Origin of the sequence: Streptomyces sp. ID05-39B, from assembly GCF_033794725.1 — a bacterium.
Lineage (GTDB): Bacteria > Actinomycetota > Actinomycetes > Streptomycetales > Streptomycetaceae > Streptomyces > Streptomyces bobili.
Genome location: NZ_JARGEF010000414.1, coordinates 1 through 3,929, shown reverse-complemented (window position 1 = coordinate 3,929; position 3,929 = coordinate 1). Strand labels below are relative to the sequence as shown.

The following is a 3,929-nucleotide window of genomic DNA, read 5'->3' as shown; positions in this document are numbered from 1 at the left end:
GTCTTGCGGGCGGCGGTGTTCTTGGGGGCGGGCTTGGTCTGGGGGGTGGTTGCCTTGCGTGTCCGGGTGGCCATGGTCGTTCTCCGTCCTGCGGGTGGTGTGGTGCGGTGTGGTGGTGCTCCGGTGCTCGTGCTGGTCGGTCGGGCGGGTTACGGGGTGGGTGGGCGGCCGGTGAGGCGGGCGAGGTCGCCTTTGATCGCGTCGAGTTCGGCCTGAACGTGGGTCAGGGGGGCCCAGCCGATGGCGCGCAAGGCCTTGAGGTAGCGGTGGCGGGCTTCCTCGCAGTAGGGGCAGGTGCGGTTGCCGGGTTCGTTGGCGCAGGTTCCGCACATGGCGCCCTGGTTGCTGAGGGCCTGGAGGGCGGCGTCGTCGGTGTGGGTCTGCATCAGGCGGCTCGGTTCTTCTCCGCGTAGGCGTGGGCGCGCTGGATTTCGGCGAGGTATCCGTCTGCGTAGCCCTGGGCGTAGAGGGGGTCGTACTGGTCGGCCATGGAGGCGATGGCGTGGGCGCGGCGTGCGGGGAGCTTGCTGATGGCGGCGAGTTCGCCGTCGGTGTAGCCAGCGTTGTAGGAGGTGTCGCCGTTGGGGGTGGGGGTGGTCTCGGTGGCGGTGATGCTCATGGCGGGGGCTCCGGAAGGGCTAGGCGGCGGACTGGGTGGTGAGGGTGTTGTGGGCGCGGAGGATGCGGCCGATGACCTCGTCGACGGTGGGCGGGTCTGTGGCGAAGATGGGCGGGGTGGCGGCCCAGTTGGAGACGTGCTCGATGTAGTCCGGGGCGTACAGGCCGGGGGCGATCTCGGTTTCGCAGGTCGGGGTGTCGAGGGCTTCGCTGATGGCGCGGATGGCGGCCATGGCGGGGGCGGAGGCGCCGATGATGGCGAGGGAGGTGACCTCGTCGATGAAGAACTCCCGCGGAGCGATGCGCCCTTCCGCGACCACCCAGGCGAGGGCGCAGATGTCGTGCTGGGTGAGCCGGTCCTGGTGGGTGCGGATGGCGAACTGATCGCCGGTGTGGACACCGTGGAGGCTGATGACGGAGGCCATCTGCTGGAGGACGTCGGCGGTGCCGTGCATGGGGTGCTCCCTGGGGGTTGGTCACCCGGCCGCGCAGTGTGGGCGTCATGCGCGGCCGGGTAGTTGGTGGGTTCAGGAGGCCTGGAAGGCGTCGCAGTAGCAGATCGGGACGGCACTCCAGGTGCCGTTCGGCTGGCGGGTGCGGGGCAGGTTGGCCCAGCACTTGGTGTCGCCGTGGTGGTGGTCCTCGCCGGTGTGCCCGCAGCCTGGGCGGACGCAGATGGCGTCCCGCGGCGGGAGGGGGTTGCTGGTGTAGGCGGGCTCGGGGGTGCGGGCGGCCTCGATGAGGTGGTCCAGGCGGCGGTCCAGCTCGTCGGTGGCGGTGCCGTCGGGGTCGGTGAGCATGGCGTGGATGCGGGCGCGGGCAGAGACGAGGTCCATGGCAGGTCCGTTCCTGGTCAGGCGGTTTCGCGGTGGTCGTCGGCGCAGCGGGGGCACTGGTGGCGGCCGAGGTTGTAGCCGGGGGACGCCTCGATCTCGTGGGCGTCGGGGTGGTCCGGGTCGAAGATGACGGGGCACCAGCAGGAGCAGGCGCATTTGCGGACGTGGCCGCCGTAGGGGATGCGGAGGCCGGCGAGGGCGGCTGCGGCGAGCATGAGGGCGAGGTATTCGCCGTTGTCGCGGTTGTCGTCGGCGAGTTCCATGGCGTGGTCGAAGCGCTCTTGGGTGTCCAGGTCCAGGCGGTTGTAGTTGGCTTGGGCCTGGTGGTGGGCGTGCGTCATCACGGCCATGGGTGGCTCCGGGGTGTGTGGGTGTACTGCGCCTGCCCTGTGGTGGGGTGGCGTTTCCAGCACAACCAACGTAACCCATATCCCATTGCTTAGCAATGGATCGGGCGTCAGGGCATGAAGAAAGCCCCGAACCGGTGGGGTTCAGGGCTTCATCAGGGGGGTGGCCGGCAGTCCGTCAGCTCAGGACCTCTTCAGGGCCAGTTCGAGGACGTTCTCAGCTTCACAGCCGTCTTGTCGCGGTGGATCTCCAGGATGTCCGACCAGGACACGTAGACCTTGCGGCCGACCTTCTCCGTCTCGAAGCCGGCTTCCTTGGCCCAGCGGCGCAGTGTGCTCTCGGGCGCCTTGTGTCCGGTCCTGTCCAGCAGAGCGGATGCCTCCTCGAAGGTGACGCCGTCTTCTATCTTCGTGGGGAGCGGGCTGTAGTAGGTGCTGACGGCCATGGAAGGCCTCCCATGATCGACGACCGAGTTCGCAGCTCCGCGGCCGATACGGGTGGACGCTGGGGCGTCCGGTTGTGAACGTGCTGTGAAGTTGTTGGTGCCTAGTAGACCCCCGACCTGCCGGTCAGGTTGCGTTCCTGCGCCATTTTTCTGTCTGGTGGACCTTTTGCGCGGCGAGGCGGGCGAGGGTCCAGTTGGAGGCGACGCCGTCTGGGGTCCGGCATCGTTTGTTGGTGCATCGCGCTCGCTGCGCTGCGTGTGCCCACATCAGGCCGAGGCAACCGCAGCCGGGGCAGAATTCTTTGCAGACCACGTTGACGTCACCCAGGCGAACGGCGTGTTCGAGGCGGTGGCGTTCCAGCATGACCTGGGCCTGGAGGCGTTGGGCCTGGTCCGCGTTGCCGAGGGCTTCGGTGCACATCTCGTAGATGTCGTCCCGTTGGCGGGGGACGGGGATGTGTCCGTCGGTCAGGGCTCGGGTGTGGGTGATGACTTCGGCGTAGTGCTGGTCGAGGTAGTCGACGAGGCCGATGTCGAGGGGAGCCTGGGGGGTGGTCGAGGGGGAGCGGCGTCCGGTGGGTGCGGTGCGGGCGGGCTGCCGGAGTTCGGGGCTGTTCAGGAGGCGGAATGCTTTGGCTGCTGCTCCGGCAATGTCTTGGCCCATGTGTCCCCGTCCCTGAGTGGCCTGCCCGGGGGCGCGGGACGTCCTTGGGGTGGGCGGGGCGCGCGCCGGGTGGCCGGAAGTTGTTCCTCCGGGTGCTCCGGACGCCCCATCGTGGCACAGGCGGGGCTGATGTTGAACAGAGTGTGTCAAACAATCAACGCGGTGTGTGGACTGTTACCGTTTGTCGACGTTTGTGAAGGTTGAACGAATCCCTGGCATATACAGACATCACGCCAGCAGGCGTGGCGCGGCCAGCATCCCCTCAATCATCCCGTCCAGCGTCTCGAACTCCCCCTCGCCCAGCTTGCCCTGCTCACGCGCGCCCTGGAGGAGGGTGCGGAACACGGACAGGGTGATCGTGAAATCGGCCGCCGTGTCGCCGTCGGTGAGGGAGCGTCCGTGGTCAGCGAAAACTCTCTCGATGCTGGCGGCCAGCCGCAGTTCGGGCGACAGGCTGCTGGGGTCTGGCTGTATCGGCACGCGCGACTCCCTGCTCTGATGGCGGGGGCGGCGGAAGGCGAGGACGGTGGCCGGGACAACGCTGTCCGGCTCATTCCGGATGGGGTCTGCTGCGGACATGGGGCGTCTCCGCTCCTCCGGCAGATGGGAAGGTTTGTCGTTCAGCCCGGTGTTCGCAGCACCGGGCCCGCGCGTCCCGCACATGCCGGCTGCCAGTCCAGTGGTGCGGGGTGCCCACTGTGGCACTCCTGACGGTGGGCAGGGTAGATAGAACCGAGTTTTGACTACCTACTGACACGGATTCGATGCCCGATTGGCCAAAGCCTGACGGGGTGTGGCCTGAATGTCGACGGGGCGTGACGACGGGGTGGCGGTCACGTGGAAGCCCTCTGCGGGTCCTGACTGGTGGATGTTGCCGACAACCGCACCGCCCTGACCCGGCAGAGGGCCGAGACCTCACGAGGCCATGGGCCCGTCAGATAGACGGGAGTCTAGCCCGGCTTCTCGCCACGGGGGGAGGGTCTTGCCCTGTCCGATCGTGGGGCGGGGTGTCGAGGGG

8 protein-coding genes are annotated in these 3,929 nt (G+C 68.2%); all 8 read right to left on the bottom strand.

The window, feature by feature from the left end; all coding sequences use genetic code 11:
- Positions 1-149: 149 nt before the first annotated feature.
- The 8 genes from P1P75_RS40305 to P1P75_RS40270 all read right to left on the bottom strand — a co-directional run bounded on the left by P1P75_RS40305 (position 150) and on the right by P1P75_RS40270 (position 3,391).
- Positions 150-386, bottom strand: a complete 237-nt coding sequence (locus P1P75_RS40305; RefSeq protein ID WP_319264696.1) for a hypothetical protein — start codon at positions 384-386, stop codon at positions 150-152.
- Positions 386-619, bottom strand: a complete 234-nt coding sequence (locus P1P75_RS40300; protein ID WP_319264694.1) for a hypothetical protein — start codon at positions 617-619, stop codon at positions 386-388. Before P1P75_RS40300 ends, P1P75_RS40305 begins: the two co-directional genes overlap by 1 nt.
- A 19-nt stretch (positions 620-638) precedes the next feature.
- The gene (locus tag P1P75_RS40295; protein ID WP_319264692.1) at positions 639-1,073 is read right to left on the bottom strand and encodes a hypothetical protein; all 435 of its coding nucleotides are present in this window, start codon (positions 1,071-1,073) and stop codon (positions 639-641) included.
- A 72-nt stretch (positions 1,074-1,145) separates the two neighbouring features.
- Entirely contained in the window at positions 1,146-1,454 is a 309-nt protein-coding gene (locus tag P1P75_RS40290) for a hypothetical protein (protein ID WP_319264690.1), read from the bottom strand.
- 17 nt (positions 1,455-1,471) lie between these two features.
- On the bottom strand, positions 1,472-1,804 hold the full coding sequence (locus P1P75_RS40285; protein ID WP_319264689.1) for a hypothetical protein: 333 nt from the start codon (positions 1,802-1,804) through the stop codon (positions 1,472-1,474).
- A gap of 191 nt (positions 1,805-1,995) precedes the next feature.
- Positions 1,996-2,247 carry a hypothetical protein gene (locus P1P75_RS40280; protein WP_319264687.1) on the bottom strand — a complete coding sequence of 84 codons (252 nt, stop codon included), beginning with the start codon at positions 2,245-2,247 and terminating at the stop codon, positions 1,996-1,998.
- 124 nt (positions 2,248-2,371) lie between these two features.
- Complete coding sequence (locus P1P75_RS40275; protein WP_319264685.1) at positions 2,372-2,911, bottom strand: hypothetical protein; 540 nt, start codon at positions 2,909-2,911, stop codon at positions 2,372-2,374.
- 228 nt (positions 2,912-3,139) lie between these two features.
- The gene (locus P1P75_RS40270) at positions 3,140-3,391 is read right to left on the bottom strand and encodes a hypothetical protein (protein WP_319264683.1); all 252 of its coding nucleotides are present in this window, start codon (positions 3,389-3,391) and stop codon (positions 3,140-3,142) included.
- Positions 3,392-3,929 lie beyond the last annotated feature (538 nt).